The organism is Fusobacterium perfoetens (assembly GCF_021531475.1).
Taxonomy (GTDB): Bacteria; Fusobacteriota; Fusobacteriia; order Fusobacteriales; family Fusobacteriaceae; genus Fusobacterium_B.
Map to the genome: position 1 here is coordinate 1 of NZ_JADYTX010000007.1, position 24,225 is coordinate 24,225.

General features: G+C 27.0%; 20 protein-coding genes and 1 tRNA gene. 11 read left to right on the forward strand and 10 right to left on the reverse strand.

Annotated elements, in window-relative coordinates; genetic code table 11:
* Window positions 1-499: 499 nt before the first annotated feature.
* Together I6E15_RS02695 and I6E15_RS02700 are read right to left on the reverse strand one after the other, a co-directional pair.
* Entirely contained in the window at window positions 500-1,030 is a 531-nt protein-coding gene (locus I6E15_RS02695) for a hypothetical protein (protein WP_177161862.1), read from the reverse strand.
* Window positions 1,031-1,175: 145 nt separating this feature from the next.
* Window positions 1,176-1,514, reverse strand: a complete 339-nt coding sequence (locus I6E15_RS02700; RefSeq protein ID WP_235244046.1) for an HU family DNA-binding protein — start codon at window positions 1,512-1,514, stop codon at window positions 1,176-1,178.
* A gap of 212 nt (window positions 1,515-1,726) precedes the next feature.
* On the opposite strand from I6E15_RS02700, the gene I6E15_RS02705 reads away from it, so the two are divergent.
* From I6E15_RS02705 to I6E15_RS02725, 5 genes are all read left to right on the forward strand, one after another.
* Window positions 1,727-2,446, forward strand: coding sequence for an HAD family hydrolase (locus I6E15_RS02705; protein ID WP_235244048.1), 720 nt, complete (start codon window positions 1,727-1,729; stop codon window positions 2,444-2,446).
* Between the two features lie 15 nt (window positions 2,447-2,461).
* Window positions 2,462-2,968 (forward strand): NUDIX domain-containing protein, encoded by a 507-nt coding sequence (locus I6E15_RS02710; RefSeq protein WP_235244050.1) that lies wholly within the window; start codon window positions 2,462-2,464, stop codon window positions 2,966-2,968.
* On the forward strand, window positions 2,968-3,654 hold the full coding sequence (locus I6E15_RS02715; RefSeq protein WP_235244052.1) for a M48 family metallopeptidase: 687 nt from the start codon (window positions 2,968-2,970) through the stop codon (window positions 3,652-3,654). The genes I6E15_RS02710 and I6E15_RS02715 overlap by 1 nt, the downstream gene beginning before the upstream one ends.
* Window positions 3,655-3,668: 14 nt before the next feature.
* A complete protein-coding gene (locus I6E15_RS02720) occupies window positions 3,669-4,805 on the forward strand; it encodes a glycerate kinase (protein ID WP_235244054.1) in 1,137 nt (378 codons plus the stop codon).
* A gap of 227 nt (window positions 4,806-5,032) precedes the next feature.
* Window positions 5,033-6,397: an MATE family efflux transporter gene (locus tag I6E15_RS02725; RefSeq protein WP_235244055.1), complete on the forward strand. Its 1,365-nt coding sequence runs from the start codon at window positions 5,033-5,035 to the stop codon at window positions 6,395-6,397.
* A gap of 286 nt (window positions 6,398-6,683) precedes the next feature.
* Here I6E15_RS02725 and I6E15_RS02730 read toward each other — a convergent pair whose 3' ends face one another.
* From I6E15_RS02730 to I6E15_RS02745, 4 genes are all read right to left on the reverse strand, one after another.
* On the reverse strand, window positions 6,684-7,838 hold the full coding sequence (locus I6E15_RS02730) for an AAA family ATPase (RefSeq protein WP_235244057.1): 1,155 nt from the start codon (window positions 7,836-7,838) through the stop codon (window positions 6,684-6,686).
* A 261-nt stretch (window positions 7,839-8,099) separates the two neighbouring features.
* Entirely contained in the window at window positions 8,100-8,489 is a 390-nt protein-coding gene (rpsI, locus tag I6E15_RS02735; protein WP_268827915.1) for a 30S ribosomal protein S9, read from the reverse strand.
* Window positions 8,490-8,511: 22 nt separating this feature from the next.
* The gene (gene rplM / locus I6E15_RS02740; RefSeq protein WP_235244059.1) at window positions 8,512-8,946 is read right to left on the reverse strand and encodes a 50S ribosomal protein L13; all 435 of its coding nucleotides are present in this window, start codon (window positions 8,944-8,946) and stop codon (window positions 8,512-8,514) included.
* Between the two features lie 240 nt (window positions 8,947-9,186).
* Window positions 9,187-10,167 carry a hypothetical protein gene (locus I6E15_RS02745; RefSeq protein ID WP_177161325.1) on the reverse strand — a complete coding sequence of 327 codons (981 nt, stop codon included), beginning with the start codon at window positions 10,165-10,167 and terminating at the stop codon, window positions 9,187-9,189.
* A gap of 207 nt (window positions 10,168-10,374) precedes the next feature.
* Here I6E15_RS02745 and I6E15_RS02750 point away from each other — a divergent pair, with 207 nt between their 5' ends.
* Together I6E15_RS02750 and I6E15_RS02755 are read left to right on the forward strand one after the other, a co-directional pair.
* Complete coding sequence (locus I6E15_RS02750; RefSeq protein WP_235244061.1) at window positions 10,375-13,110, forward strand: DUF3427 domain-containing protein; 2,736 nt, start codon at window positions 10,375-10,377, stop codon at window positions 13,108-13,110.
* A gap of 9 nt (window positions 13,111-13,119) precedes the next feature.
* On the forward strand, window positions 13,120-13,773 hold the full coding sequence (locus I6E15_RS02755) for an HAD family hydrolase (RefSeq protein WP_235244063.1): 654 nt from the start codon (window positions 13,120-13,122) through the stop codon (window positions 13,771-13,773).
* A 32-nt stretch (window positions 13,774-13,805) separates the two neighbouring features.
* Here I6E15_RS02755 and I6E15_RS02760 read toward each other — a convergent pair whose 3' ends face one another.
* From I6E15_RS02760 to I6E15_RS02770, 3 genes are read right to left on the reverse strand one after another with little or no spacing between them, the layout of a single operon-like run.
* Window positions 13,806-14,852, reverse strand: coding sequence for an alanine racemase (locus I6E15_RS02760; protein ID WP_235244071.1), 1,047 nt, complete (start codon window positions 14,850-14,852; stop codon window positions 13,806-13,808).
* 13 nt (window positions 14,853-14,865) lie between these two features.
* Window positions 14,866-15,639, reverse strand: a complete 774-nt coding sequence (locus I6E15_RS02765) for a GTP pyrophosphokinase (protein WP_268827913.1) — start codon at window positions 15,637-15,639, stop codon at window positions 14,866-14,868.
* Window positions 15,639-18,074: an SIR2 family protein gene (locus tag I6E15_RS02770; RefSeq protein WP_235244073.1), complete on the reverse strand. Its 2,436-nt coding sequence runs from the start codon at window positions 18,072-18,074 to the stop codon at window positions 15,639-15,641. The genes I6E15_RS02765 and I6E15_RS02770 overlap by 1 nt, the downstream gene beginning before the upstream one ends.
* 166 nt (window positions 18,075-18,240) lie before the next feature.
* On the opposite strand from I6E15_RS02770, the gene cls reads away from it, so the two are divergent.
* The 4 genes from cls to I6E15_RS02790 all read left to right on the forward strand — a co-directional run bounded on the left by cls (window position 18,241) and on the right by I6E15_RS02790 (window position 21,867).
* Window positions 18,241-19,686, forward strand: coding sequence for a cardiolipin synthase (cls, locus tag I6E15_RS02775; protein ID WP_235244075.1), 1,446 nt, complete (start codon window positions 18,241-18,243; stop codon window positions 19,684-19,686).
* A gap of 27 nt (window positions 19,687-19,713) precedes the next feature.
* The gene (locus I6E15_RS02780; RefSeq protein WP_235244077.1) at window positions 19,714-20,460 is read left to right on the forward strand and encodes a PHP domain-containing protein; all 747 of its coding nucleotides are present in this window, start codon (window positions 19,714-19,716) and stop codon (window positions 20,458-20,460) included.
* Between the two features lie 47 nt (window positions 20,461-20,507).
* A tRNA-Arg gene (locus tag I6E15_RS02785) sits at window positions 20,508-20,584 on the forward strand.
* A gap of 236 nt (window positions 20,585-20,820) precedes the next feature.
* A complete protein-coding gene (locus I6E15_RS02790; RefSeq protein ID WP_235244079.1) occupies window positions 20,821-21,867 on the forward strand; it encodes an acyltransferase in 1,047 nt (348 codons plus the stop codon).
* Between the two features lie 58 nt (window positions 21,868-21,925).
* Here I6E15_RS02790 and I6E15_RS02795 read toward each other — a convergent pair whose 3' ends face one another.
* On the reverse strand, window positions 21,926-24,214 hold the full coding sequence (locus I6E15_RS02795) for a bifunctional dihydroorotate dehydrogenase B NAD binding subunit/NADPH-dependent glutamate synthase (protein ID WP_235244080.1): 2,289 nt from the start codon (window positions 24,212-24,214) through the stop codon (window positions 21,926-21,928).
* Window positions 24,215-24,225: the final 11 nt, after the last annotated feature.

Below are 24,225 nucleotides of genomic sequence, written 5' to 3' on the forward strand. Positions count from 1 at the left end.
ACGCTGAAAGTACTTGGGGGGCAGCCCTCTGGGAGGATAGGAACTTGCCAACTTTTTAATTTTTTGTAAAAGTTGGAAATTTATAGGAATAAGTTCTAGAGTTATGAGAATTATATAAAATAATTTTTGTGAGTTAGGAATGTAAAAATAAAGTTATTTAAAAGCTGGAATATTTTCCCTAGTATTTCAAGTTGATTTTATTTTTTTCTTTAAATTTTATCTCAAAATTTAAAATATCGATCATCTTTAAAAAGATGAAATATTTTTTAGAAAAAAGCTGACAAGGATATTAAATATTATATGAGTGGAGTTGATTTGAGAGATTAATTTTCAAGTCAATTTTTTAATTTTTTGTAAATATAGGAATTTTAGATACATTTATAGGAATAAAATGAAAAGTTTTAAGAGAAAAATATGTAAAATTTTTTTATATATTTTAAAATAAAAAACTAAGTAACACATGTGTTACCTAGTTTCTAAATAGTTACTAATAATTTTTTTAAAGAGTTTCTAAAAGTAATTTAACTTTTTCAATAATATGTTTTTTATTTTCATAGCTGTTTTCTTGATAAGCTTTTAGCTCAAATTTTTCTAAAATATTTTTATAAAGAATTTTTCTATCATCTAAAGGTAAAGTTTTTAAAAGCTCAAAAGAAAGATTTTTAAGTTCTGTCTCTAAATCTTCAACATTTACTTCAATATCTTTAGATACTTTTTTATCAAATGGAAGTTTGATCAGATTATCTTCTCCAAGTTTTATTTTATTTTGGTAAGTTTCTGTTAACTTATAATATCCAAGATTAGGTTGTTCAACGACACCTTTTTCCTTTAACTCAGTAAGAGCATTTATGATACTATATTTTTCATTCCCTTCACTTTTTAATCCACCATTTAAAATATGATAAAGATAAACACTTTCAATTATTTTTTCTCTTTTTAAAGTAGAGTTTTTAAGTAAAATAACAGGGATAATATCTTTGGCAATATTAATATTAAATTCTATATTTTTATATAAATATTCTGAACTCATTAGTCCTCCTCTTTAATTACAATAAAAATAAATATTATAATAATATATTACTCTAAACAACCGAAAGTGTCAAGTAAAGTAAGGAATTATCAAAAAATAAAAAAGAGACTATTAAAAAATTTTTAATAATCTCTTAAAAAATTAATTATTTTGCTTTTTTACAAGATTTTCTTTTTTTAGGAGTAGCTTCTAAAGCTTTTGTATAGTCATCAATTCTTTTATTAAAAGTAGATGCTGGCTTAAAGTTTACTCTATATTTTGTTTCAGTCATTAAAGTGTCCCCAGTTTTTGGATTTCTTCCAACTCTTCCTTTTAATATTCTTTTTTCAAAATTTCCAAATTTTCTTAAGATTACTAAATCATCTTTTTCCATAGCAACTCTAACGGCTTCCATAAATAGTTCAACTTGTTGAGAAGCTGCTGTAAAGCTTTCAATGTTACCTAACTCCTGATAAAGTGCTACGAAATCCTTTTTTTTCATCATATATAATTTCCCCCTGTTAAAATATAATTTTAGAACATTTCAAAAAGTTCTTTTTTTATTAAATAATACCATATTTTTAACAAAAATAGAAGAGTAAAAAATAAAATTTATCAAAAAAATTATAAAAAGGCAAAAAAACTTTATTATTATAGGGGGATATGGTAGAATGATAGATGAAATAGAGAAAAAATTAGTAAAAAGGAGAGTGAAATATGATTGGAGCATTTTTTGATATTGACGGAACAATTTATAGAAATTCTCTTCTGACAGAACATTTTAAGAAAATGATAAAATATGAATTGATAGATCCATTAGCTTATGAAGAAAAAGTAAAAGAAACATTTAAACTTTGGAATGAGAGAAAGGGTGATTATGATAAATATCTTCTTTCTTTGACTGAAAGTTATGTAAATGCAATGATAGGAATATCTGAAAAAGATAATGATTTTGTTTCAGACCAAGTTTTAAATCTAAGTGGGAATAGAGTATATAGATACACTAGAGAGAGAATAAAATGGCACAAAGAACAAGGACATAAAGTGATATTTATCTCTGGAAGTCCAGATTTCTTGGTAAAAAGAATGGCAAATAAATGTGGTGCTGATGATTATCAAGGATCTATTTACCATACAAAAGATGGAAAATTTTCTGGAGAAATCTCGCCAATGTGGGATTCAAGAAATAAGATAAAATCTCTTAATAGATTTTGTGAAAAATATAATTTGGATTTAGAAAAAAGTTATGCTTATGGAGATACAAGTGGAGATTATTCAATGTTAAAATCTGTTGGAAATCCAATAGCTATTAATCCATCTAAAGAATTTTTGGAAAAACTGAGAGAAAATCAAGAGATTTCTAAAAAAGTTCAAATTATTATTGAAAGAAAAGATGTTATTTATAAAGTTAACTTAGATGTTGAAAATTTGTATTAAAGGAGTAGATAGGATATGGAAGAATTCGTATTTTTAAAACCAAGAAAAATGAAACATCCACAAAATGGAATGACATTAGAATATTTAGAAAAACAAAGTGCGATTGCAGCTCTTTTAGTTTCTGCTGATGGGAAAAAGGGATACTTTGTAGAGCAATTTAGACCGGGAATAAATGGAAACTCAATAGAAGTTATAGCAGGGCTTATAGATGAGGGAGAAATAGATATGGATGCCCTTTATAGAGAAGTATCAGAGGAAGGGGGATATAATAAAGAGGATTACGATATAATTTACACAGAGAAAAAACCTCTTGCAATCTCTCCAGGATATACTGAGGAGAAATTAAGCCTTTATATATTAAAATTAAAAGATGGAGCTAAGCAAAAATCTTTACATTTAGATGAGGGAGAAGAATTAGAAGGAAGATGGCTAGATTTTGATGAAGTTTTGGAAAAATCAAATGATTTCAAAACTTTCTATCTAGTAAAAATCTATGAACTTCTAAATTTAAAAAATAGATAATGTTAAAACTGCCTAAAGAATTAGAAAATATATCTATAGAAGTTAAAAGAAAAAGAATAAAAAATATCATATTTAAAATAAAAGATGATGGAATTCTTGCAATTTCTATCCCTTGGAATGTATCTTATGAGTATGTTGAAAAACTTTTAGTAATAAGAAAAGATTGGATACTAGAAAATATAAAAAAATTAGAAAATATATCTGATAAAAAAATAAAGTATATCACTGGAGATATTTTAAATATTTTTGATAAAAATTTTTTATTAGAAGTGGTAGAAAGTCAAAAAGACAACGTTTTATTTAAAGATGATAGATTATATCTTTTTACTTCTAGGATAGATGATAGAGATTATAAAAAGAAAATAATAGATTATTGGTATAGGGAGCAAGGAAAAATTATTCTAAAAGAGATGTTGGAAAAATGGCTTTTAATAACCGATAAATCTATAAATAAATTTACAATAAAAACTTTAAAGAGAAATTGGGGTTCTTGTGAGGTAGGAAAGAAAAATATAAATCTAAATAGTGAACTTTTAAAACAAGATAGAAGATTTGTAGAGTATGTTATCTTGCACGAGATAGCTCATTTAGAACACCCAAATCATAGTAAAAATTTTTATAATTATGTGGCAAGATTTATGCCTGATTGGAAAGAGAGAAAAAAACTAGGGAAGTTAGAAATTTAAAAGGAGTTGGAAGAATGAAAATAGTTATAGCACCTGACTCTTTTAAAGAATGTATCAGTGCAAAAGAGGCTTGTATTGCAATACAAAAGGGTTTTGAGAAAATATTTAAAGAGGGCGAATATATTTTAGTTCCTATGGCAGATGGAGGAGAGGGAACAACAGAAGCTTTAGTTGACGCCACTGATGGGAAAATATATTTTTGTGATACGACTAACCCTATTGGAGAGAAAATAATTTCAAAATTTGGAATACTTGGAGATGGAAAAACTGCTATTATAGAGATGGCTCAAGCTAGTGGATTAGAATTAATATCAAAAGAAAAAAGAAATCCAATGGTAACTACAACTTATGGAACTGGAGAACTTATAAAATCAGCATTAGATAAAAATATTGAAACTATTTTAATAGGAATTGGTGGAAGTGCCACTAATGATGGTGGTGCTGGTATGATTCAAGCTCTTGGTGGAAAGTTGTTGGATAAAGATGGAAAAGAGATTGGTTTTGGTGGTGGAGAGCTATCAAAACTTCATAAAATTGATTTGTCAAATTTAGATGAGAGATTAAAAAAAGTAAAAATTATAGTGGCTTGTGATGTTGATAATCCGTTAACTGGAGAAAGAGGAGCTTCATATATTTTCGGAAAACAAAAGGGAGGAAATCCTGAAATATTAAAAATTCTTGATGATAATTTAAAGCATTTTGCTAAAATTATAAAAAAAGATTTGGGAGTTGATATAGAAAATATTTCTGGCTCTGGTGCTGCTGGTGGTCTTGGTGGAGGATTAATGGGATTTTTATCAGCAGAACTAAAAAAAGGAATAGATATTGTAATAGAATATAGCAAACTTGAAGAAAAAATCCAAGGGGCAGATTTGGTAATAACTGGAGAGGGAAGTATAGACAGTCAAACTAGATTTGGAAAAACTCCTTATGGTGTGGCAAAAGTTGCTAAAAAATATAATATTCCTGTAATTGCACTAGCTGGAAATATTGGAAAAGATGTTGATATTTTATATGATTATGGATTTGATGCTATCTTTTCAATACTTCCAAGAGTTGAAACTTTACAAGAGTCTCTTTCTCGAGGAAAGGAAAATTTAGAAAAAACATCTGAAAATATTGCAAGACTTATAAAAAGTATAAAAAAATAAAACTTAAAATAATACTGTTGTATTTTTACAAATTTACAGCAGTATTTTTAAATTTCTCTATTGACTCTAGAACTATTCTAAGGTTTATAATATCTACATAAGGAGGTCGATATTATGAAACTAGAGAGTTCGCAAAAAATATCACTATGGACACTCCTTTTCAGAGACAGAGAAACTTAGCAAAATATCATTCTTAAAATAAAAATAAAAAAAGGAGAATGATATATATGGCAAAATTAGATTTAGGTAAAGACAGTCTTACGAAAATTATATTAAAATATGGTATCCCGTCTATATGTACGATGTGGATATACTCACTTTACACAATAGTTGATGGTATTTTTATAGGAAAATATCTAGGAGCAAAGGAGATAGCAGCAGTAAATATTGTAATGCCTTATGTAAATATCTCTTTTGCCCTTGGAATAATGATAGCTGTAGGTGGAGGAACTCTTATTGCTATACGTCTTGGAGAAGGAGATTCAAAAGAGGCAAATAGAATATACAGTCTTTCTGCACAATTATTTTTAGTTCTTGGTGGAATACTTAGTTTTCTTGGAATATTTTTTTCAAAGCAAATGGTTAAAATATTGGGAGCTAATGAAGTTGTAATTGAATCTGCACAAACTTATCTTTTTACCATTTCATTTTTTACAATCTTTTATCTTTTAGCTTATGGATTTGAAGTATTTATTAGAATAGATGGAAATCCAGCTTACTCAATGATATGTAATTTGACAGGAGCTGTTTTAAACATTGTTCTTGATTATATATTTATAGTTCATTTTCATTGGGGAATTAGTGGAGCGGCTCTAGCCACTGGAATGGCACAACTTGGAACAGCTTTTTCACTTGGTTGGTACTTAGCTTTTAAAGCAAAAAAATTAAAGTTTAAATTTACAAAATTTGATTTTAAAGCTATTGGAGCGTTGTGTTTTAATGGTTCATCAGAATTTTTAACAGAGATAGCCACTGGAATTGTTATTATGGCATTTAATATAAATATTATGAGGATGATTGGTGAAAAAGGTGTATCGGCTTTTGGAATTATTGGATATATCTCTACTCTTGTTACAATGACGATGATAGGATTTTCACAAGGTCTTCAACCAGTTATAAGCTATAATTTTGGTGCTGAAAAATATGAGAGAATAAAAGAGATTTTAAAAATAGGAGTGGCAACTGTTACAGGTCTTGGAATTTTATTTTACCTTACAATAAATTTCTTTTCTCACGATATTATAGCTATGTTTGTCAAAAATGATGAAAATTTATTTATAATTACAAAAGAGGCTGTAAGACTTTATAGTTTTACTTATGTGTTAATGGGAATAAATATAATTATAAGTGCTTATTTTACAGCTATTGAAGATGCTCTGACTTCTGCACTTCTAAGTATTTTAAGAGGAGTAATTTTTATAAATATACTTCTTTATATACTACCATTGGTACTTGATAGCAAGGGAATATGGTTATCAGCTCCAGCGAATGAAGTTATAACTCTTGTATTTTCTGTAATGATTTTCTTAACTTTTGGAATTAAGAAAATAAAATCTAAAGTTGTAGAGATAAAAATAAAAAAATCAGCATAAATTAAGAAAAAGTACAGACAATTTTTTTAAATAAATTTTGTCTGTACTTTTTTATTTTGGAAAATATAAAAAATTCCCACAAGTAAAATACCTGTGGGATTTTGTTTTGTATTCTTGATAAAATAATTTGTAAAAAATTATCTTTTAGAGAATTTGAAATCGTTGATTTTATTGAGAGAAATCACCATTTTGGGTGCTACGTGGGTTCTACAAGCATATTTTTAAGGATTTTTTCAATAAGTTATAGAGTTTTTATTATCAAAAGTCAACTTAATTTTATTAGCTTTTAAACAAGCTTCATTCTTTTCAAAAACTCATCAAATTTAGGTACTGTAAAATCTATTTCTCCATATCTTGTTGCATATATTAATCCTTTATTTATTAATCTTGCTCTTATTGGAGATATACTCTTTAAATCTTTATTTAGAATATGTGCTACACTTGCAACAGTACAAGGTAATTCACCACAATTTGCCATAGCAAACATAAATTCTTTTTCTCTAGGTGTACATTTATCAAATCTAACCTTAAAGAAACTTTTGTCTAATTCTTTGAAAAAGATAGATTTCATTTCATTTACAATATTCAAGTCAATATCTTTATATTTTTTGCTTATAAGATAGCAAAACTGTTGTATAAAATAAGGATATCCTTCTGTTATTTGATATATTTCTTTTAATGCTTCTTCTGTATATGTAATATCAAAAGGTTTTCCTGGATTAACAATCGCATTTTTAGCATCTTTGTATTCTAAAGATGATATTTCTATAAATGCAAACATTCTTTCTGCATATGTTTTAGATTCTGTCATATTAACTAATATTTTAGGTAGTCCTGCCGCTATAATAGTAATAGGCAATCTTTCTTGATTTATTCTATGTTGAGCTGTTATTAATGCTTCCAATTCATTTTGTTTTGCATATTGAATTTCGTCTATAAAATATATAATAGTATTTTTACTTTCTTTTGCTAATCTTCCTAAATTTAATAATAGCTCTACAAGATTGCTTTGAAGCATCATTTCACTTAATTTTTTATTCATTTCAACACTTATAGAGTTTTCTCCTGTTGTATAAGTTAAGGTAAAACTTTGCAAACTATTTTTAGCCACTTCAAATATATTCTTAATTTTTTCAACTTTGCTAATCTTAGTTAAGGTTTGATTTGCTGATAAAATAATATCGTTTATAAGAGAGACTTTTTCTTGGATTTCAAAATGAAATGCTAATACTCCTTCTTTAATTGCATATTCTTTTAGAGCAGTAAGTAATACAGTTTTTCCTACTCCTCTCAATCCATAATATATTATTGGTTGTCTTGGATAACCATTCATTAAAGAATAGATACTGTCTTTTCCATCTTGAATAATATCATCTCTTCCTGCAAGATATCCAGGCATAACACCTGCACCAGGAGTATATGGATTTATTATTTTTTGCATATTTACACCTCTCTTTCTTTACTAGGTATATTATATCATAAATATAAAGTTATAGTAAATATCTTGAATTGGTTTTATATTTTTAAAGTCAATATAAAGATTTTGTAATGAATAATTTTTTATCTATATAGAAAAATAACATAAAAAATAGTTCTAAAATTTTAAAATTATTTTTATATTGAAATAATAATTTTTTTAAATATTTGAATAAAAAAAAACCACACAAAATAATTTGTGTGGTCTGTAAAACGTGATTTTTGACTAACGTTTTGAGAATTGAGGGCTTCTTCTTGCTTTTCTTCTTCCGAATTTCTTTCTTTCAACCATTCTTGAGTCTCTAGTTAAGAATCCAGCTTCTTTTAAAGCTCCTCTTAAAGTTTCGTCAGCAAGTATTAAAGCTCTTGCAACACCGTGTCTGATAGCTCCAGCTTGTCCAGAGTTTCCTCCACCGTATACGTTAACGATTACTTGGTATTTGTCTAAAGTTTCAGTTAAAACTAAAGGTTGTTCAACTATTTTAGAAAGGATTTCTCTTCCTCCAAAATATTCTTGCATTGCTTTTCCGTTTATAACGATTCCTTTTTCTCCAGGAATTAATCTTACTCTTGCTACAGAAGTTTTTCTTCTTCCAGTTCCTCTAAATTGATTCATTTCTGCCACTGTTAATACCCCCTTACATTTCTACCTTTGTAGGTTTTTGAGCAACGTGTCCGTGTTCAGCACCAACAAATAATCTTAATCTTGTTAATTGTTCTCTTCCTAATCTATTTTTTGGAAGCATTCTTTTTACAGCTAGCATTAAAGCATCTTCTGGTTTTCTTGTGATAACTTCTTCAAATGTTCTTTTGCTAATTCCTCCTGGGAATCCAGAGTGTCTATAGTATAGTTTGTCTTTCATTTTATTTCCAGTAACTACTAATTTTTCTATGTTAGTTACTACAACATAATCTCCACCATCTACGTGAGGAGTGAAAGAAACTTTTTCTTTTCCCATTAATTTTTTAGCTATTTCTACTGCTAATCTTCCTAAAACTACTCCTTCTGCGTCGTAGTGATACCAATCTCTAACTACATCTTCAGTTCTTTGCATTACAGTGTATTTTTTCACTTTTTTCCTCCTAAAAAATTCAGTTATATAATATATATAACGCAACGGTCCTTTGTGGGAAAGGTTAAATTACCTTATGATTATACACGAATTGTAAAAAAAAGTCAACCCTTTTTAATCAAAGAAAGTTCTATTTTTTGAAAAAAATTTTATAATTAAACATTTGTTCAAGTTATAGACTGAGAAATAAAAAATTAGCTGTTGTAAAACGCAACAGCTAACGAAAAATTTAATTATAGATTATTTAAAAAATTTAGAACCTGCTAAAAATTCAGGAATTTTTATTTCTTTTTCATCTAATTTTATTTTTATAGTTTCTCTGATTAACTCATTTAACATTTGGTCAATCTCAACAAGTCTTCTTTTTGATTCTTCTCTTTCTACATAAAGAGCATCTTCTTCATTTTTTCTTCTTGTAACATCAGCGTGTTCTTTTCTTTCCATAAGAACTTCGATTATACTATCAGTTAATTTTGAGAAGATAGAATATTCGTCCATATAAATATTAGAATAATTTTTTATCTCTAGCCATTGACCTTCAACAGAAGAAACTTTATTTTTTACAGCGTCAAAACTTCTTGAGAAAGCATATTTATCCTCAGTTAATATTTTTATTTTTTTGTCATAATTTTTTTCTAAAGAAAGCTCAACAGAGATTGATGCTAGACTTCTAAGTGACATATGTGCAACATTAGATACAGGGATTCCTGCAGTTTTAAGGTAGTCTTGTTTTTCTCCTTTTAAGTTGTTTTCTATTAAAGTTTCACTAGACTCTACAAGGGAAAGAAGAGAGTTTCTATATTTTTCAAGCTTATCTTTAAGTTCAAGAGTTTTTTCTCTTAACTCCTCTTCTTCTTTTTTTTGTAATTCTTCAATTTCAATAGTTAATTTTTTTATTGAAGTTTCATAAGAAGCTAATTTTAATCTTTGTTTTATTTGAGAGATTTTATCCATATTTTCGTCAGAGATAGATGGAGCATTGTTAAGCTCAGTTTCGATTCTTTGAAGTTCTTCTTTTTTTATTCCAAATTCAGCAGAGTATTTAGAAGCTAATTTTTGATTTTCAGCTTGAACATAAAGAGCTATTTTGTTAATAACATTTTCAACTATATCATCAATAGAGTTAAAAGCTATTTGAGAAGCACTGATAAATATATTGTCTTCATTTATTACTTGCTCAGTTTCTGGATTAATAATATTTCCATTGTTAAAAATAAACATATTTCCTCCTAAATTATAATATTTATATGAAATTTTTTTATCGAATTTAACATATAAATTGTATCATAAAAAGATTAATGAGTAAAGAGAAAGAATTAAACTAAATTTGTGATTTTATAAATAAAATATAACAAAGATTTTTAAATTAACATTTTTCAATTTTTTTTGTATAATTATGGTGTATAAAAAATATAGGCAGGAGAAAAGATGAATTTTAATTTAATAAATAACAATTCAAAATTGATGTTAGAAACTATAAAAAGGTGTTTGTTAGAATGTGAGGAGTTTTTATTTGTAGTTTCTTTTATAAGATTTTCTGGAGTTCAAATCTTAGTAGATGTCTTAAAAAAATTAGAAGAGAGAGGAATAAAAGGTAAAATTTTAACCTCTAATTATATGAATGTCACTGAGAAAAAAGCTTTAGAAAAAATATTGGAGTTTAAAAATATAGAACTTAAATATTTTGATGGAGAAACTCAAGGATTTCACCCTAAAACTTATATTTTTAAAAATAAAGATAATACAAAAATAATTTTAGGCTCTTCAAATATATCTTTCGGAGGTTTAAAAAGCAGTATAGAGTGGAATAATGAGATTACCTTTGATAAAGATGATGAAAGTTTGAAAGAGGTTTTAAATGAATATGATTATTTGTGGGAAAAATCTTTTGAATATGACCCGAATAAATTTTTTGATAATATAAATTCAAAAAAATATTTTTATAGAAATCAAGATGAGATTAAACCAAACTATATGCAAAGTCTAGCTCTTGAAAATCTTCAAAAAATAAGAGAGAATGGGGGAGATAAATCCCTTGGAATTTCTGCCACAGGAACTGGAAAAACATATCTTGCTTGTTTTGATATAAAGAATTTTAGAGCAAAGAAAGTTTTATTCGTGGCTCATAGAGAGGAGATTTTAAATTCTGCTCAAAGAAGTTTTGAGAAAATTTTTAAAAATAAAACTTTTGGAAAATTTACTGGAACTAAAAAAGAACTAGACAGAGATTTTATATTTTCAAGTATCCAAACTCTTCATAAAAATTTGGAGAATTTTTCGAGAGAATATTTTGATTATATAGTTATTGATGAGGCACATCACATTGGAAGTGAAACTTATAATAAAGTTATAGAATATTTTAAACCAAAATTTCTTTTAGGGCTTACAGCCACTCCAGAAAGATGTGATGGATATAATATATATGAAGTTTTTGGTGGAAATATCTCAATGGAGATAAGACTTCGTGAGGCTTTGGATAATAATTTGGTATCCCCTTTTCATTATTTTGGGATAACAGATATAAAAGAGGTAGATTTGTCTGATGTTGACCTAAATAAAATAGATGAAGTTGCAAAAAAACTAATGATAAATAAAAGAACTGATTTTATTTTGGAGAAAATAAAACTTTATGGATTTTCAGGTAAAAAAATGAAAGCTTTGGGATTTTGTGCAAATAGAAATCACGCTAAATTTATGGCTGATGAATTTACAAAAAGGGGAATAAAAAGTGAAGTTTTAACAGGGGAAGACACTCCAGAAAAAAGAAAAAAAATAATAGAAAGTTTAGAGAATGAAAGTGATGAATTAAAAGTAATTTTTACTGTGGATATTTTTAATGAGGGAGTAGATATTCCAAGTATAAATATGGTGCTGATGCTTAGACCTACAAATTCTCCAGTGGTTTTTATCCAGCAACTTGGAAGAGGACTTCGTAAAACAGCTGAAAAAGAGTTTGTTACAGTTTTGGATTTTATAGGAAATCACAAAAAAATATTTTTGGTGGCACTGGCTCTTACAGGAAACGCAACCTATGATAAAGACCATATAAAACAACAGATAAAATCAGATTTTTCCAATCTTTCAAAATCAGTTTATATAAATATGGATGAGATTTTAAAAGAGAGAATTTTGGAACAGATAGAAAATGAAAACTTTAATACTTTGAAATATCTAAAAGAGGAGTATAATAATTTTAAAAGTCTTTTAAAAAGAGTTCCAACATATATGGACTATATTAATTTTGAGGGAGCTCCAAATATTTATAAATTTATTTTAAAATATAAAAGTTATTATGGATTTTTAAAAGCTATTGGAGAAAATGAGATTTCTTTTACAGATGAAGAAGTAAAAGTTTTGGAAGAGGTAGAAAGTTATCTGCCTCTTAAGAGAATCCACGAGATTTTAATTTTAAAACTTATCTTAGAAAAAAATAAAATAAACTTAATGGATTTAGAAAAAGAGATACAAAAATATCAAGAAAGTTTTGATAAAAAAACTTTGGAGCACTCTTTTAGAAATGTATCTTGGGAATTTTTAGACGCTAGTGATAAAAGACGTAGGACAAAACTTATAGAAAGTAGTGATTTTATTTTGGAAAAAACAAAAGTTTTTGAAAAAGCCCTAGAAAATAATAAAATAAAATCATATTTAGAAGAAGTGATAATGTTTGGAATAAGAGAGTATATAAATAAATTTGGGAATAAAAATTATGGAGTACCATTTTTAAAACTTTATGAGGCTTATTCAATGAGAGAGGTGGCTCTTTTAAGTAATTATGGAAAACTTCATAGCTCTTATAGAAATGGAGTAAATCCAAGTGAGGATAAAAAATCTTTTTATCTTTTTATAAATCTTGAAAAAGATGATGAGAAAAAATTTAAGTTTAATAATATTATTTTTGATAAAAAACATTTCACTTGGTTTACAAAATCTAGTACAAGCCAAGATTCAGAGGTTGGACAAAACTTTATAAAAAATAGAGAAAGAGGTGTGAAACTTCATTTCTTTATTAGAAAATTTAATAAAATTGATGGAATTACTCAATCTTTTGTTTATGTTGGTCAGGGAGATGTGGTAGAATATACAGGTGAGAAACCTATAAAATGTAAAATAAAATTAGAAAATAAACTTCCCGATAATATTTATGAGGAGTTTACAAAATAAGGAGAAAGTATGAAAATAAAAGCAGTTTTATTTGATTTAGATGGAACATTAATGAATACTTTGGAAGATTTAACAGACAGCACAAATTATATTTTAGAAAAGCATAATTTTCCAAAAAGAACAATAAAAGAGATAAGAAGTTTCGTAGGGAACGGAATAAAAAAACTTATGGAAAGAGCTGTTCCTCAAAATACAGATGAGAAAATAATAAATGAATGTTACGAAGAGATGTTAACTTATTATAAAGAATATTCTCTTATAAAAACAGCACCATATGTTGGAACAAGGGAACTTGTAGAAAAACTTCATAAAGAAGGGTATAAAATTGCTATTATTACTAATAAAGCTCAAAACTCTGCTGATGTAATAGCTGAGAAATTTTTTGGAAAATCAGTTGATTTAGTGATTGGTGATGATAAAAAAATGCCACTTAAACCAAATCCAGCTGGAATAGAGAAAGCTTTGGAATATTTTAAAATTCCAAAAGATGAGGCGGTTTATGTGGGAGATTCTGAAGTGGACTTACAAACTGGAAATAATGGAGATTTAAAAACTATTCTTGTTCTTTGGGGATTCAGAGATAGAGATTTCTTAGAGGAAAAAGGTGGAAAAGTTTTTGCTGAAACTGTTGAGGAGTTGGAAAATTTAATAAAAACTATATAAAAGAAAAAAATCCTTGCTAATTAGCAGGGATTTTATTTTAATATTCTCGGTATTCTTGAAGAGAGGATTGGTAAAAATTCACAGATATTTATTTTTAGATGTTTTTTTGTGGAATTAAAATCAAAATAAATTTCTACTTCATTGTCAACATTTATATTTTCATCAACTTCTATAAAAGTATTATCCATAGTAATAAGAAGTATTTTATAAAATTTATCTTTTATTTTAACAAAAGACCCCTCATTTAATTTTAAAAATCCATCTCCATAACCAATCTTTACAAAACCGATATTTTCAGAAGTAGTTTTTAGTTTTTCTTTTGGAGTATAAGCTAAATAATCTATATTTTTTATATTTTTAATAGCAGTGAAATTTCCTTTTAAAGAAAAAACTTTCTTTAAATTTTTTTCGTAAGCTCCGTCTTCATAAAATCCATAGATAAACATTCCCGGTCTTAGATGAGTTGTAAAAGGGATAGTTCCATAATTACTAATTCCAAGACTATTTTGAAGATGTATCATAGAAAATCTATTTTTTCCAAGAGTATTTAAAATATTTTCAAAAATATTTATAAGCTCAATACCTTTTTTATAAGGAACAGAGAAAAGATGAGAAAATATTCCAGAAAATTTAGTATTTTCTTTAGAAATAATTTCTTTTAGCAGAGGGATTTCATCAGTCGTTATCCCATTTCTTCCAAATCCTAAATCTATTTTTATTTGAATTTGGTTTGTAGGGATTTTATTTTCTAAAAGTTTTAAAATATCATCAATAGAATTTGCTGTGGCTAAAATTTGAGGATAATTTAAAATATATCCAAAATTTTCTTCAGGGATAGACTCCAAAACCAAAATTTTAAAATCTTTTGGAATAGATTGAGAGTTTAAAATCTCCAAAGCCTCAGAAAGACGAGCCACCACACATTGGTTTATTTTATATTTTAAAAGTAAAGACACGATAAGTTTCAAATCGTGTCCATAACCATTTGCTTTGATAACAGGTAAAATATCTCTGTCATATTTTTTTTTCAAAAAATTTATATTATGAATAAAATTTTCTTCAGAAATTAAAATTTTCATAAGTGTATCCTTATTATTTGAATTTATTATCAAGTTCCCTATCTGATTCAGGTCCAAAATTTTCACTGACAGTTGGTTTAAGATTTTTTATAAATGTACCCATTTCATCAGCACTTCCCACAATTCTATTGAAAATACTTAAATATTCATTAAGAATTGGATTATTGACATCATAAGGGTATCTGATAATATGGTCTATCTCACTCCAAGCTTCTTCAAAAACAGTTCTCACCTGCATTTCAGTGTAAACTTTTTCATTAGTTTCTTCAAGGGAAACTTCTATAAGATAATGGACAGAACGATAACCGTGTTCCCTTATTATAATATCACAGTTCATAAACTCTTTTGCTTTTTCTAAAAACTCTTCCGAATAATCTCCAGGTCTAACATTTATTTGAGGAGTTTCAGCAATAGCCCAAGTTTTTAAAATTTCTTTATGAACTTCTACCCAGTCCTCTTTAAAAAGATGTAAAACTCTAACTCCAATAAGGTCAGTAATAATCTCTTTATAATTATCTACATTAATATTTCTTTTTTGATATTTTTTCCCTTTTCTAATAATTTTTTCTATTAGATGAGTAGGTTTTTTTACTCTTCTTCTTACAGAGTGAACAGCCTTTGAGTCTATCAATTTAAAAGTAAACTCGTCAGCTTTTTTTTCTAAAAGAGGAACTAATTTTACATAATCATCATAAATTTCTTCAAGGGTTTTCCATTTTATACCAGTGGCTTCAAAAGTTTTTTCACTGATAGAAAATTCCCTAAGAAACTTATCTTTTTCAAGCATTAAAATTCACCTCTTATTTTTCTTAAGTAAACTGTACATACTTTGCTTTTTCCAATGATTTTATTATCTACTATATCTTTTTCAGATACAGGTTTTTTAAGAACTATAACTTCTTCAATATTTTTCTTATCTATTGAGAAAACTCTTCTAAAAGTAAGTTTATCTCCAATATTTATATCTTTTCTATCTGTTTCATAGTTACACCAAGTTGAATAATTTTTATCTTGTAATAAAACTTCAAGATTTAATTTATAGAAAATTTCTTGAATATTTTCTAATTTATTCATTTGGATTTTTATCCCAGCTGTTTTTGCAAGTCTAAATAAATTTAAAGCAGATTTTATTTTTATTAATTCAGTAGGATTATTTAAAGATATTTGTCCTGAAAGATTTTTAAATGAAAATTCCATAGGAGTTCCACCAAATAGTGATTCTAACATCTCTAAAACTACGATTGCTCTTCCGTGAGTTGTGCTAGTAGAGATTTCATAGTGTAGATAATCACTAGTAACTTTAAACATTCCAGGTGTATCATAAATAATGCTAAATCTTAATCTTAATTCTCTTGATTTTATTTCAAGAAGAGAAGTTGATTTATCTTTTGTAGATAAAATTCTCATAAAACTGCTGTTTGTATGCTCTCCAATTTTCATTTCAGCACTTCCAATAATCTCTACTTCAGAAAGGTCAATATCTTCTGGAATATTGCTAGCAAAGATTGGGAAAGAGTTAAGCCCACTTGAAGAATATTTTTGTTCAAGAGCTGTTTCTAACTTAAATTCATTTTTTTCAAGAGTTAATTCTTTTGGAATAATTTCTTCAACAGTTTCACAAATATTTTCTTCTTTTTTATCTTCTAATATTTCAATAGGAGTAGTTTCAATTACTTCCTCTTTTACTTCTTCAATTATTTCTTTATTAGATTTATCCTCAACTTCAGAAATATTTTCTTTTATTTCTTCTATTGGTTCAATAGATAAAGTTTCTTCACAAGAAGTGTTTTCTATATTCTCAACAATTTCTTCATCTTTATTTTCTATAGAAGTTTCAGTTTCAATAATTTCTTCAACTATTTTTTCATTAGAAGTATCTTCGATATTTTCTACTTCTTCAATTTTATTTTCCTCTATATTTTCAGTTATATTAGAGATATTTTCAACTTCCTCTAGTTTAGGATCTTCAATATTTTTAACAACTTCTAAAGTTTCAATATCATTAGAATTATTTTCTATTTCTTCAGTTACTTCCTTATTTTTTTCTTCTTCACAAGGAGTATCTTCAGATTTAACAGTTTCAACAAACTCAGAAACTTCTTTAAATCCTTCAATAGATTTAGCTATCTTATTTAATTTTTCTTTTAACTCAGCAAATCTATCCTCTGTTGATTTAAAAGTATTAACTGTTTCTATTTCTGTTTCATTAGAAGTTTCTTCAATAGTGTTTTCATTATTATTTATTTCTATATTTTCTAAAGAACTATCCTCTTTTATCTCTTGGATTTCTTCTTCAGTAGTTTTTTCATCTGCAATATTTTGACTAACTTCTTCAACTTTTTCATCTTCGTTCTTTTCTTCAGCAACAACATTTTCATTTATTGGTTGTTCAAAAAGAGAGAATTGAACTTCTTCTCTAAGTTCTTCCATAACTTCTTTTTTATTTTCCTCTAGAATTTCAGGATCAATATTTAGAGAAGTCTCAAGTTTTTCTAAAAACTCTAAAGAATCATATTTTAAAATTTGGATATTATATTTTTTTATAAAGTTTAAAATTTTATTGTCAGTGATAGTATTTTTAAATACCATATATATATCGTTTAAAGATTCTGGATAATCTCCAAAGATAAAATCAAGAATTTCAAAGAAATCAGAATCCTCTATATCAAAAGCTAAAATAATATTTTTTCTAAGTTTTAATTCATATCTAATTCCATCAAAATAATTTTTATAGAAAGGTAAAACTTTTAATTTTCTAAAATCTTGTTTAGTGATAACACAAGTATCAGCAGTAACTAAATCTCCTAAAGGTTTGTAAATTTTAGATTTTCCTACTGTAAAAGAAGTTTTATCAAATGGAGAGATTTTTATTGCTTTAGGATTTTCACAAAAAGAGTTATCATAGTTAATATTAACAATAGATGAAATTCTATTGTCATCAATTAAAGAGTTAATATATCCTAAATCAAATTTTTTATTCTCATACAAAAATTGAATCTTTTTGAAAAGCCCAGATTTTGTGCAAACTACTTGGTCTATAAAAGTCTGACTCACTTCAAAAAGAGAATCTATTTTTAAATTATTTACATTTGAGTAATTAAAAGATTTTAGAATAAAATCAGATAATTTAACCCTACTTGGGCAAGAATCCAATTCTTTGTAAAAGTTTGCCGTAATCAAGTTAAATTTCTTTTCTAGTTTAATATCATCAAAAAAGTTCATATTCTAATCTCTCCTCCAAAATTGTTCTTTATATAATAAGTATATACCAAATTTGTAAATTTCTCAATTACTTTTTTGTATTTTATCCTTTTAAAGTCAACAATATTTATATTATTTGAGGAAAAAAGGTGGTATAATATATTAAATAAAATGAGGGAGGGAAAAAATGTTAGCTATCTTAAAAGACTCAGTTTTTTTTATAAATATTGTTTTTGCTTTGATTGTACTTTTCCTAGAAAGAAAAAGACCGATGTATACTTTATTTTGGATAACGTTACTTCTTCTTACCTCTTATTTAGGATTTTTAGCTTATCTTTTTTTTGGACTTAAATTTTACAAAAGAAGAAAGGTTAAAAAGTTTTATTCAAGAACTTTTTTCAAAGAACTTTATAAAAGTGATAATTACAAGGTAAAACTTGTTGAAAAGAGAAACCAACTTACAAATTATATAAGTACAACCATTGGAAATAAAGTTACATATTATAATACAGTTTGCTTTTTTAAAGAGGGAAACTCATTTTTTGAGGGAATGTTAAAAGATATTGAAAATGCCAAAGAAACTATCAATATGGAATATTATATTTTTAGTGATGATGAACTTGGTGGAAAATTTTATGACCTTTTAGAGAAAAAATCTAAAGAGGGAGTAAAAATAAAAATTATAGTTGATGGTATAGGAACTAGAAAATTAAAAAGAGCTAGAAAAAAATCTTTAAAAGAAAGTGGAGTAGAACTTAAAGTATTTTTCCCATCAAATTTTCCTTTAATAAAAATAGGAAATATTAGAGCAAATTATCGTGATCATAGAAAAATTTGCGTAATTGATAGTCTAATAGTATATACAGGTGGATTTAACATTGGAGATGAATATATAGGAAATAGTGATTTTGGTAAATGGAGAGATACTGGAGCGAGAATTGAGGGAGAAGCATCTGTTGATATAGAAAGAGAATTTTATATAATGTGGAGTTTTTTACAGAAAAAACATTTGGATTATACTGAAACTGATAGAGTTCTTAGAAAAAAAGTTGATATTATCTATGAAAATTTTAAAAAGTATGATGTTAATGCAGTTCAACTTATTAGTAGTGGACCAAACTATGAAAACAGAACCATAAGAGATTCTTATATAAAAATGATAATGGAAGCCAAAAGAAGTATATATATAGAAAGTCCATATTTTGTCCCAGATGATTTATTGCTAGATTGTTTAAGGATAGCTCTTGCATCTGGAATTGAAGTAAAAATAATAATACCTGATAAACCAGACCACCCTTTTGTTTATTGGGCAAACCAAAACTTTTCTATAGAACTTTTTGAAAGAGGAGCAGAGATCTATAAATATAATGGTGGATTTTTACATAGTAAAATGCTTATTATAGATAATGAGATAGCATCTTTTGGAAGTTCAAACTTTGATTATAGAAGTCTTTATCAAAATTTTGAAATAAATTATATGATTTATGATATAGAACTTATTGGATATCTAAGACAACTATTTTTTGAAGATTTATCAAATAGTGAAGCTATAACAAAAATGATGGTAAAAGAGAGAGGTATAGTAGAAAAAGTAAAAGAGTCTGTTTCAAGATTGATGTCTCCTATTATTTAATCTATTGAAAAAGTTAGGAGGAGTACTATGAAAGATCAAAAATTAAATGAATTTTTTCAAGAATTTTATGTTGAAAAAAATAGCGAAGAAAAAGTTATAGATTTACATATTCATACAAACTACTCTGATGGTTTTATAAACTGTCGAGCTTTAGAAAAATATTTGAAAGATAAAAGTTATTTGATAGCTGTCACAGACCACAATGCCATAGCTGGAAATATTTTACTTAGAAAAATGGGAGTGAATGTAGTTCCGGGGATTGAGCTTGGGTGTGTAGATGGATTTGAAATGTTAGTTTATTTTAAAACTGAAGATGATTTGATTTATTTTTATAAATCTTTTATAGAACCAAATAAAAACAAATATAGAATGTCTAAAACTCATCAAGATATTCATTATTATTTGAGAGCTTTGGAAAATTTTAAATGTTATAAATCGATCCCTCATATAGCAGGACTTGCTCAAAAGAATTTTTTGAAAAATAAAGATTATATTTATAATGTTATTGCTAGAGTTGATGCAATAGAGATTCATAATCATGCTCTTCCAAATTTTAGAAATAAAATTGCAAAAGATGTACAAGAGAGGTATGATAAAGAGGTAACTTTTGGTAGTGATGCACATTTTATGGAGGAGTTAATAAAATTTTCTAAGGTTGTAAATCATTTAGAAAAATCAAATCTTTTTGAAGATTATTCTACAAAATTGAAACTCATTAGTTGGCTTGGAAAGAAACATTTTTCATATGGATTAAAGGGAATATTGGAAAAATAGGCTTGCATTTTTCACAAAATATAGTTATAATAAAGAGTAATTGGTACGATTCTGTAGCTCAGTTGGATAGAGCGACGCCCTCCTAAGGCGTAGGTCACGCGTTCAATTCGCGTCAGAATCGCCACTCAAAAAATAAACAAAGATGTTGATTTTGGTCAACATCTTTTTTGTGGATTTTTATTGAAAAATATGATATATTAAAGCTTATGAATAAATAAAAATCAGGAGGAAATAATATGAATGAAAAAACTCAAAAAATAATGGGGGGGGGGGGTCGTATAAATCCTTAAAAAATAATCGCTTAAAGAGAAAAAATATATTAATAAATATATTACCTTTCCAAGAATGGAGGGGTAATTAATGAAAAGAGAGAATAATATTGATTTTTTAAAAGTTGTATCATCTATTATGGTAATTATGACCCATATTTCAGCTTATTGGGTAGGAAAATATTTGGAGGTTGATAGTTATAAATTTTCAGTTGGAAATTTTTGGGATACTTTGTCAAGAGTAGCAGTACCAATTTTTGTAATGATAGCTGGAAGATATGCTCTTTCTGATGATAGAAATGAAAATTTTAAAAATTATTATAAAAAGATTTTTAAAAGAATTTATATTCCTACGATAATTTGGAGTATATTATATGTAAGTTATAATTTTTCCCTAAAAATATTAGTAATTTTTATTAAAGGAAAAGAGATAGATTTATTATCTCCTATAAAGGATTTTATTTTAGGAAGACCTTTTTATCATATGTGGTACCTTTATATGATGATTGGAGTTTATCTATTAGCTCCATTTTTGATAAAATTTAAGAAAAAATACGGAGAGAATAAATTTTTTAAATTAGGAATAATTTTTATGTTTATAGGATTTGGAATAATTCTTTTAGAAAAATATTTAGGAAAAATCAATTTTTATGAGAGAGATGATATTTTTAGATATTTAAAATATTATTGGTATTTTTCGCAGTTTAAATTTATAAATTTTATAGGATATTTTATTCTTGGTTATTCTTTAAGAAATAAAAAAATAGATACAAAAAAATCATTATTAATATATTTATTTTCTTTAAGTTCTCTTTTTTTAATGGTAGAGAAAACAAGAATAAGTGAATTTAACTACGATAATAACTTTATTTTTGTAATTATTGGAGCTGTAAGTTTATACTTGTTTTTTAATAATTTAAAAGTAAATTATGATTTTTCAAAATTAGAGAAACATACTTTTAATATTTATTTAGTTCATGCAGGAATAATAAGTGTAATTTCTTTATTTTTAGATGAAATATTAAATTATGAACCAAATCCAATTTGGTATATACCTTTTGCTATAATTTTAGTATTTATTTTATCACTTATTTTTTCCATTGTTTTAGAAAATATTTTAAAGAAGATAAAAAAATAAATATCAAATAAAAGATGAGAGTGTTATATTTTTGTAACACTCTCATTTTAATAAATTATTATTTTTTAGATTTTATATATTCGTCAATAGCTTTTGCTGATTTTTTACCAGCTCCCATAGCTAGAATTACAGTGGCAGCTCCAGAAACTGCGTCTCCCCCTGCAAAAACTCCCTCTCTTGAAGTTTGTCCAAAGTCATCAGCTACAATACATTTCCATCTATTTGTTTCAAGATTTTTTGTAGTAGATGAGATTAATGGATTTGGAGAAGTACCAAGTGCCATTATAACTGTATCCACTTCCATTATAAATTCTGATTCAGGAATTTCTATAAAAGATGCTCTACCAGATGCGTCAGGTTCTCCAAGTTTTGTATGGATACATCTCATACCGATAACCTCACCTTTTTCATTTCCTAAGATTTCTTTTGGTAGTGTAAGTGGGTCGATTATAACTCCCTCTTCTTTTGCGTGATGTACTTCTTCAAGTCTAGCAGGGAAATCTTTTTCACTTCTTCTGTAAACAATGTGAGCCTCAGCTCCTAATCTTTTTGCAGTTCTTACAGCGTCCATAGCAACATTTCCACCACCGATAACAGCAACTTTTTTTCCAACTTTTACAGGAGTTTCATAATTATCTAAGTAACCTTTCATAAGATTTACTCTTGTTAAAAATTCATTAGCTGATAAAACTCCATTTAGATTTTCTCCCGGAATATTCATAAATTTTGGAAGTCCAGCACCACTTCCAATAAATACTGCATCAAATCCCTCTTCATCTAAAAGTTTATCAATAAGTTTTGTTTTTCCGATTATCTCATTTGTCTTGAATTTTACTCCAAGTTTTTTAATATTTTCTATCTCTTTTTGTACAACTTCATCTTTTGGAAGTCTAAACTCTGGGATTCCATAAGTTAAAACACCACCAGTTTTGTGAAGTGCCTCAAAAATAGTAACTTCATATCCCATTTTTGCTAAATCTCCTGCCACAGTAAGTCCAGCAGGTCCACTTCCTATAACTCCAACTTTATGTCCATTTTTTTCAGGAACTTTTATTTCAATAGGATTTTTTAAAAGATAATCTCCTACAAATTTTTCTAATTTTCCAATAGCAACAGCCTCTCCTTTAATTCCTAATATACATTTTCCTTCGCATTGAGTTTCTTGTGGACAAACTCTTCCACAAACTGCTGGTAAAGATGTATAAGTCATCAGAATTTTTCCAGCCTCTTCAATATTTCCATTTTTTATCTCTTGGATAAATGCAGGAATATTTATTGAAACAGGACAACCTTGCATACAAAGAGGATTTTTACAATTTAAACATCTTGAGGCTTCACGTTTAGCCTCTTCTAAAGTATATCCAAAAGTAACCTCTTTAAAATTAGTTGCTCTAACTTTTGGGTCTTGTTCTCTTACAGGAACTCTTTTATTTTTTGGTAAATTTTCTAAATCTTGCTCCTCATGAGAATCTATTGGACAATCTTTTGCAGAGTGAGTAGCTCCGTCAGATTCTCTTAACATTGCTCTTCCCTCTTCAGTTTTATACATATTTTGTCTTCTCATAGCCTCGTCAAAATCTACTAAGTGTCCGTCAAATTCTGGTCCATCAACACAAGCAAATTTTATCTTATCTCCAATTCTTACACGACAAGCTCCACACATTCCAGTACCATCAACCATCAATGGATTTAAACTTACAGTAGTTTTTATTCCATATTCTTTTGTTTTTAGACAGACAAATTTCATCATTATCATAGGACCAATTGCAACAACATGGTCATAATGTTTATTTTGATTTTTTATCAAATCATCTATCACATCAGTTACAAGTCCGTGAAAACCATATGAACCGTCATCAGTGGCAATATATAAGTTATCAGCTACATTTTTTAATTCATCTTCTAAGATTAAAAGCTCTTTAGTTTTTGCTCCAACAATAACATCAGCTTTTAAACCATTTTTTGCAAACCATTTTACTTGAGGATAGATTGGAGCTGTCCCAACTCCCCCACCAACAAATAAAACTTTTTTATTTTTTAAACTTTCTAAATCCTCATGTAAAAATTCACTTTCTACTCCTAAAGGTCCAACTACATCTTGGAAATATTCCCCCTCTTCCAAAGTTCCAATATCCTTTGTACTTTTTCCAAGAACGAAGAAAACTATTGTAACAGTTCCTTTTTCCACATCGTAGTCACATATAGTAAGTGGTATTCTCTCTCCGAATTCATCTTTTTTTACAATCAGAAATTGTCCCGGTTTTGCAGAAAGGGAAAGGTCTTTTGTCTCTACTTCCATAAGACAAATATTTTTACTAAGCCATTTTTTCTTTAAAATTTTATACATATTTTTCCTAC

Bases quoted from the DNA above. Each gene is read 5' to 3' on its own strand.
- I6E15_RS02695 (WP_177161862.1), bottom strand. From the start codon at position 1,030: ATGAGTTCAGAATATTTATATAAAAATATAGAATTTAATATTAATATT.
- I6E15_RS02700 (WP_235244046.1), bottom strand. From the start codon at position 1,514: ATGATGAAAAAAAAGGATTTCGTAGCACTTTATCAGGAGTTAGGTAAC.
- I6E15_RS02705 (WP_235244048.1), top strand. From the start codon at position 1,727: ATGATTGGAGCATTTTTTGATATTGACGGAACAATTTATAGAAATTCT.
- I6E15_RS02710 (WP_235244050.1), top strand. From the start codon at position 2,462: ATGGAAGAATTCGTATTTTTAAAACCAAGAAAAATGAAACATCCACAA.
- I6E15_RS02715 (WP_235244052.1), top strand. From the start codon at position 2,968: ATGTTAAAACTGCCTAAAGAATTAGAAAATATATCTATAGAAGTTAAA.
- I6E15_RS02720 (WP_235244054.1), top strand. From the start codon at position 3,669: ATGAAAATAGTTATAGCACCTGACTCTTTTAAAGAATGTATCAGTGCA.
- I6E15_RS02725 (WP_235244055.1), top strand. From the start codon at position 5,033: ATGGCAAAATTAGATTTAGGTAAAGACAGTCTTACGAAAATTATATTA.
- I6E15_RS02730 (WP_235244057.1), bottom strand. From the start codon at position 7,838: ATGCAAAAAATAATAAATCCATATACTCCTGGTGCAGGTGTTATGCCT.
- rpsI (WP_268827915.1), bottom strand. From the start codon at position 8,489: ATGAATCAATTTAGAGGAACTGGAAGAAGAAAAACTTCTGTAGCAAGA.
- I6E15_RS02745 (WP_177161325.1), bottom strand. From the start codon at position 10,167: ATGTTTATTTTTAACAATGGAAATATTATTAATCCAGAAACTGAGCAA.
- I6E15_RS02750 (WP_235244061.1), top strand. From the start codon at position 10,375: ATGAATTTTAATTTAATAAATAACAATTCAAAATTGATGTTAGAAACT.
- I6E15_RS02755 (WP_235244063.1), top strand. From the start codon at position 13,120: ATGAAAATAAAAGCAGTTTTATTTGATTTAGATGGAACATTAATGAAT.
- I6E15_RS02760 (WP_235244071.1), bottom strand. From the start codon at position 14,852: ATGAAAATTTTAATTTCTGAAGAAAATTTTATTCATAATATAAATTTT.
- I6E15_RS02765 (WP_268827913.1), bottom strand. From the start codon at position 15,639: ATGCTTGAAAAAGATAAGTTTCTTAGGGAATTTTCTATCAGTGAAAAA.
- I6E15_RS02770 (WP_235244073.1), bottom strand. From the start codon at position 18,074: ATGAACTTTTTTGATGATATTAAACTAGAAAAGAAATTTAACTTGATT.
- cls (WP_235244075.1), top strand. From the start codon at position 18,241: ATGTTAGCTATCTTAAAAGACTCAGTTTTTTTTATAAATATTGTTTTT.
- I6E15_RS02780 (WP_235244077.1), top strand. From the start codon at position 19,714: ATGAAAGATCAAAAATTAAATGAATTTTTTCAAGAATTTTATGTTGAA.
- I6E15_RS02790 (WP_235244079.1), top strand. From the start codon at position 20,821: ATGAAAAGAGAGAATAATATTGATTTTTTAAAAGTTGTATCATCTATT.
- I6E15_RS02795 (WP_235244080.1), bottom strand. From the start codon at position 24,214: ATGTATAAAATTTTAAAGAAAAAATGGCTTAGTAAAAATATTTGTCTT.